Raw genomic sequence first — 5,525 nt, forward strand, 5'->3', positions numbered from 1 at the left:
AAAGATTCTTGGGAATACCACTGGCCTGCACCCTTTAACTGTTATTTTTGCACTCTTACTGGGTGCCCACTGGTGGGGAGTACCAGGGATATTGTTGTCGGTACCGGTTGTGGCATGTGTCAAGATCATTCTCCAATACCTGTTTAGCAAAATAGTTGAGATTACCCCCACTTAGGGGGTGCTCACCTAGGGTAAATCCCGGGTGCTATTTGTTGACACTAATGGAAAGGCTACGCTATAATACAGCTGCTTACAAAGAGGAACTTTCGTCTGTCTTTTTCCTCGTCCTGGTGGTCGCCGGGGACGAGGTTTATTGTTAGCCTACCCTTAATATTTGGAGGCAGAGCAATGACAGGGAACGAGCTGCGGGATAGATTTCTCAGTTTTTTTGTCCAAAAAGGACATCAACGCATACCTAGCTCATCGCTAGTACCCGCCAATGATCCCACGCTTTTGTTTACTAATGCGGGGATGGTGCAATTTAAAGACGTGTTTTTGGGCCTAGAAACTCGGCCTTATCGCCGAGCTACCACTGTTCAAAAGTGTGTTCGAGCGGGTGGCAAACACAACGACCTTGACGTTGTAGGTAGAACTGCTCGTCACCATACCTTTTTTGAGATGTTGGGTAATTTTTCTTTCGGCGATTATTTTAAACCGGAAGCCATTGCTTATGCCTGGGAGTTTTTAACCGAAGAACTTAAATTGCCGCGCCAGCGCTTGTGGGTCACTATTTACGAAGACGATGAGGAAGCTTTTGGTTTGTGGCAGCAGATTGCTGGATTGGCTCCGGAGCGCATTATCCGTTTAGGAGAAAAGGATAACTTCTGGTCGATGGGGGAAACGGGTCCATGTGGGCCATGTAGCGAGATTATATACGACCGTGGCGAAGCCTACCAATGCGCGGCTGATAACTGCGGCATAGGCAGCTGTGACTGTGATCGTTGGCTCGAAATTTGGAATCTAGTATTCATGCAATACATGCGAGATGAAAGTGGCCGGTTGTCGCCATTGCCCCGCCCCAGCATAGATACCGGTATGGGTTTGGAGCGGATGGCCTCGGTTCTCCAAAACGTAGATAGCAACTTTGATACCGATCTAATTCGACCCATAATTGAAGGAGTGGAGGAGATCACCGGCAAGACTTACGATCGAGGGGAGAATGGCTTTCCTTTTCGTGTAATTGCCGACCACGTGCGAGCTAGCACTTTCCTGGTAGCAGATGGGGTATTGCCTTCCAACGAAGGTAGGGGTTATGTGCTGAGGCGAATAATGAGGCGGGCTATGCGGTTTGGCCGCCTTCTTGGCATGGATCAGCCCTTTCTTTTTCGTCTAGTTCCCATCGTGGTTGGTATTATGGGACAGGCGTATCCGGAAATCGGGGAGCAGAAGGATTCGATTCGGGATGTCATGCGCTTTGAGGAAGAACGCTTCCATGAGACTTTAGACGAAGGAATGCGAGTAGCCACATCAATGATAAATCGAGCTAAAGCTGAGGGTCAAAAGCGGCTCAATGGTCAGGACGCTTTTCTTCTTTACGATACCTACGGCTTCCCCATCGACTTGACTGAGGAACTAGCCCTTGAAAGTGGGCTGGAGCTCGACCGCTCTGGGTTTGATGAGGCTATGAAAAGGCAAAGAGAGAGATCGCGCTTGACCAGGGAGGATAGCCGCCTATGGGATGAGTTGATAGTTTTATCTCATCTACTTGAAACGGTACCTGCCACGGAATTCAAAGGCTATGATTTATTGGAGGCGACCAGCAGAATTCTTGCTATTATAAAGGGTAACGAACAGGGTAATAAATTATCGAGTGGCGAAGAAGGGTATGTTGTAGTTGAATCCTCACCGTTCTACGGCGAAGGAGGCGGGCAAGTAGGAGATACAGGAGTTATAGTTGGCGAAGACGTGAGCGCCGAGGTCATTGATACCAAAAAGCTTCCGAGCGGCACCATCCTTCACCTAGTCCAGGTTACAAAAGGCGTCCTAGCTAAGGGCCAAATGGTTCAACTGAAAGTGGATACTGCTAGGCGTCTAGCCACAGCTCGTAACCATTCGGCCACCCATCTCCTTCATAAAGCCCTCAAGGAAGTCCTTGGTGCCCATGCTAATCAAGCAGGTTCGCTGGTTAGCCCTGAGCGCTTGCGCTTTGATTTTACGCACTTCGCCAGCCTTAGTACTGGGCAATTGGCTGAGGTCGAGGACCGAGTCAATGAGCAGATTGAAGCCAACCTGCCCATTGATGTATTTGAATGCGCTTTCGAGGAAGCAGAGGCCTTAGGGGCCATGGCTTTGTTCAGGGAGAAATACCAAGAAACGGTCCGGGTTGTTAAGATGGGGGATTACAGTATTGAGCTTTGCGGAGGTACTCACGTTGGTAGTACCGGGGAGATTGGCCTATTTAAGATCGTGCATGAGGAAAGTGTAGGTTCAGGCATAAGAAGGATAGAAGCTTTAACGGCGGCAGGAGCTCGGCAGTACCTGCGACAAAGAGAAGATCTCTTGGAGAAAACAGCGTCCATGTTGAGGGTGGAGCCTGCGGGGGTAACTCGCCGGGTAGAGGGGTTATTGCAAGACCTGAGGCAAAAGCAGGAGCAGATAAACAACATGCAGCGTAAGTTGCTAGACATGCAGGCCGGTGGGTTAGCCGGGTCAGCGCGGCAGGTGGGCCCAATCAAACTGGTTGCTGCTGCGGTCCAACCACTGGAGCCCGAATCCTTGCGCACGTTAGCCGATCTAGTTCGGGATCGGTTAGATTCGGGGGTGGTTGTTCTTGCATCTCCGGTGGATGGCAAGGCATCCTTAGTAGCCATGCTTACAAAGGACTTGGTGCAACAGGGTTTACACGCGGGTCGATTGATTGGGGAACTAGCCAAGGCCATGGGCGGAAAAGGTGGGGGAAGAGCCGACATGGCCCAAGCTGGGGCAAAAGATGTTTCTCGCCTTGATTATGCCTTGCAACTGATCCCTGGTTTAATTGAAAGGACCTTGAGGTAAACTTTACTAAGAGAAAAGGATTCTGGCTTAAAACGAAGAATACGAAGGGTAGGTAGGCTTAGGAGAGGTAATCAGCTGGGGTATTCAGTCTGCTGGCCGTAGAGCGATGGGCAAGGAGGCCGCGAAATGAGTGAAGCCCAAAACACGCAAATGTTTAAAGTTGAGCGGGACGTGCCCCAGGAAGTACGAGAAATACTAAAGTTTGTCTACAAGGCCTTGCAGGAAAAAGGTTACAACCCGATTAATCAGCTGGTTGGGTACCTGCTTTCCGGTGATCCGGCCTACATCACTAGTCATAATAACGCTAGGGTTTTAATCGGTCGGCTGGAGCGGGATAAAGTACTAGAAGAATTAATCAAGTGCTACCTAGAACATCATTTATCCTAGCCGAGGTCTAAGGTCGGAGTATGGTGTCACCGAGATTCTGGGCCCAGGTAGTACCAGAATCCCGGTGTTATTGTTTTGGGGGCAGGGTTAAATTTGGAGTATAGAGAGCTGGGGTCTACTGGCATTAAGGTTTCCCGGTTAGCGTTCGGTTCTTTAACTTTAGGGCCATTACAGGCATCTTTGTCACTCGAGGCCGGAGTCAATTTACTTTTAGAAGCTGTCGATAGGGGAATCAACTTTGTTGACACTGCTGACAGTTACTGCAACTACGAGTATATTCGCCAGGTTTTAAAAAGAAAGCCCGATTTGATTGTTGCTAGCAAATCTTATGATTATACCTATGAAGGAATGAGGGCAACCCTGGAAAAGGCTTTGAGACAGATTGGACGAGATTACATAGATATCTTTTTGCTCCACGAACAAGAGAGTAAGCTGACCATTGAGGGGCATTGGCCAGCTCTCCGATTCCTTTTGGATGCCAAGCGGTCGGGAAAGGTTCGAGCTGTAGGCATTTCTACTCACTCAGTTGCAGCTGCTCAGGCGGCAGCAACTGTGGCAGAGATAGATGTTATTCATCCGCTTGTCAACAAGCTGGGAATTGGGATTATCGGAGGAAGCTTAGAAGCCATGAAGATGGCAATCGATCTAGCCCACCAGAATGGCAAAGGTATATATGCTATGAAGGCCCTGGCGGGGGGGCACTTGCTTGGGGAAGCCAGAGATGCATTACACTTTGTCTTTAGTATACCTAGTATAGATTCGGTGGCGGTAGGCATGCAAAGTACCGATGAACTGGAGTTTAACTTAGCTTGTGTGGAAGGTAGGGAGGTACCTATCCAGATACAAGAAAGGCTAAATCGGCAAGCGAGAAGAATCTATATTGAGCCTTGGTGCACTGGGTGCGGGGCCTGCGTGGCGCGGTGCCATTATTCTGCTTTACAGATTCGCGGCGGCAAAGCGCAAGTTGAACCCCAGAGGTGCATTCTTTGTAGCTATTGCGCTGGGGTATGCCGTGATTTCTGCATTAAGATACTTTAAAGGATATCCGGCTATGGAGTCTAACGCTAAGAGGATACTGGCTCTTGATGTTGGGGCAAAAGTTATCGGTGTCGCTGTTAGCGATCCCTTGATGTGCACTGCCCAGGGCATAGGTTCCATCCGCCGCGGCCCATCGACAGCTCACGACATTGACAAAATAATCACGCTGGCTAGGCAGTATGAAATAGGGGAAGTGGTTGTGGGCCTGCCGCTTAATATGAACGGTACCCTGGGACCGCAGGGGCAAAGAGTCAAGGCGTTCGGGAGACAATTGGAAGAGAAGCTGGGCATAGCAGTACATTACTGGGACGAACGGCTGACAACGGTGGCGGCGACGCGTACCCTTCTTGAGGGTGATGTGTCCCGCCAAAAAAGAAAAAAACTGGTTGACAGGCTGGCAGCAACCTATATATTGCAATCATATCTTGATTACCGCCGTAACTTGTAGGACCAGGCTAGTTTTCCTGTTTGCTGGCGGATTTGGATCTGAGCATGAGGGGTCCTGTTAATTGACAGGCAATAAGTAATTGTATAGAATGGCGCTAACCTAAAGAGCGGAGGATGGGCGATGGCTGAAGATGCTAACACGATTGTATTAGTGGATGAAGACGGAACTGAACACGGATTTGAGATCTTAGATGTAATCGAGGTACAGAATGAAGAGTACGCTATCCTATTGCCAATAGGCAACAATGGAGCGCCTGAAGACGAGGCTATAATACTTAAAGTCGCCATTGATGAAGAGGGCGAAGAGGTTTTCTATGAGATCGAAGACGATGAAGAGTGGGAAATGGTAGCCAGTGCTTGGAAGGAGATTCTAGAGACCGAAAGCTAGTTGTTATTTTGGTTTTGCCCTGTCATATCCTGAAAGTAAGGGGATAGGCGGGGTGAATAAGGTGAAAAAAAGGTCTATTCTTAAAGTATGTGCTGTTCTTGTCCTGCTTGGCTTTATCTCAGCTTCCCTTTACTTTTTGTTTGTTAACAAAGCTGGCAAGATAATATTTGGCGGCATGAGGGGGGTTGTTGCAGAAGGAGTAGAAGTTGGTAACCTTTCTGTAGGCGGTAATTCCTATCCCCTGCTACGGCAACGCATAAGCTTTTTGGTT

Annotated in this window: 7 protein-coding genes; all 7 read left to right on the forward strand. The window is 48.9% G+C overall.

The features are described from left to right. A partial coding sequence (locus H5U02_13705; protein ID MBC7343477.1) for an AI-2E family transporter occupies positions 1-175 on the forward strand: 175 nt, incomplete at its 5' end. 173 nt (positions 176-348) lie between these two features. Next, positions 349-2,994, forward strand: a complete 2,646-nt coding sequence (gene alaS / locus H5U02_13710) for an alanine--tRNA ligase (GenBank protein ID MBC7343478.1) — start codon at positions 349-351, stop codon at positions 2,992-2,994. A 126-nt stretch (positions 2,995-3,120) separates the two neighbouring features. Then, positions 3,121-3,381 carry an IreB family regulatory phosphoprotein gene (locus H5U02_13715; GenBank protein MBC7343479.1) on the forward strand — a complete coding sequence of 87 codons (261 nt, stop codon included), beginning with the start codon at positions 3,121-3,123 and terminating at the stop codon, positions 3,379-3,381. Positions 3,382-3,474: 93 nt separating this feature from the next. Continuing rightward, positions 3,475-4,419 carry an aldo/keto reductase gene (locus tag H5U02_13720; GenBank protein ID MBC7343480.1) on the forward strand — a complete coding sequence of 315 codons (945 nt, stop codon included), beginning with the start codon at positions 3,475-3,477 and terminating at the stop codon, positions 4,417-4,419. 13 nt (positions 4,420-4,432) lie between these two features. Next, positions 4,433-4,867 carry a Holliday junction resolvase RuvX gene (gene ruvX / locus H5U02_13725; GenBank protein ID MBC7343481.1) on the forward strand — a complete coding sequence of 145 codons (435 nt, stop codon included), beginning with the start codon at positions 4,433-4,435 and terminating at the stop codon, positions 4,865-4,867. A gap of 120 nt (positions 4,868-4,987) precedes the next feature. Further along, the gene (locus H5U02_13730) at positions 4,988-5,254 is read left to right on the forward strand and encodes a DUF1292 domain-containing protein (protein MBC7343482.1); all 267 of its coding nucleotides are present in this window, start codon (positions 4,988-4,990) and stop codon (positions 5,252-5,254) included. A gap of 52 nt (positions 5,255-5,306) precedes the next feature. Then, on the forward strand, positions 5,307-5,525 hold a 219-nt coding region (locus H5U02_13735), incomplete at its 3' end, for a hypothetical protein (GenBank protein MBC7343483.1).

It is taken from the genome of Clostridia bacterium, from assembly GCA_014360065.1.
Classification (GTDB): domain Bacteria; phylum Bacillota; class DSM-521; order Neomoorellales; family JACIYF01; genus JACIYF01.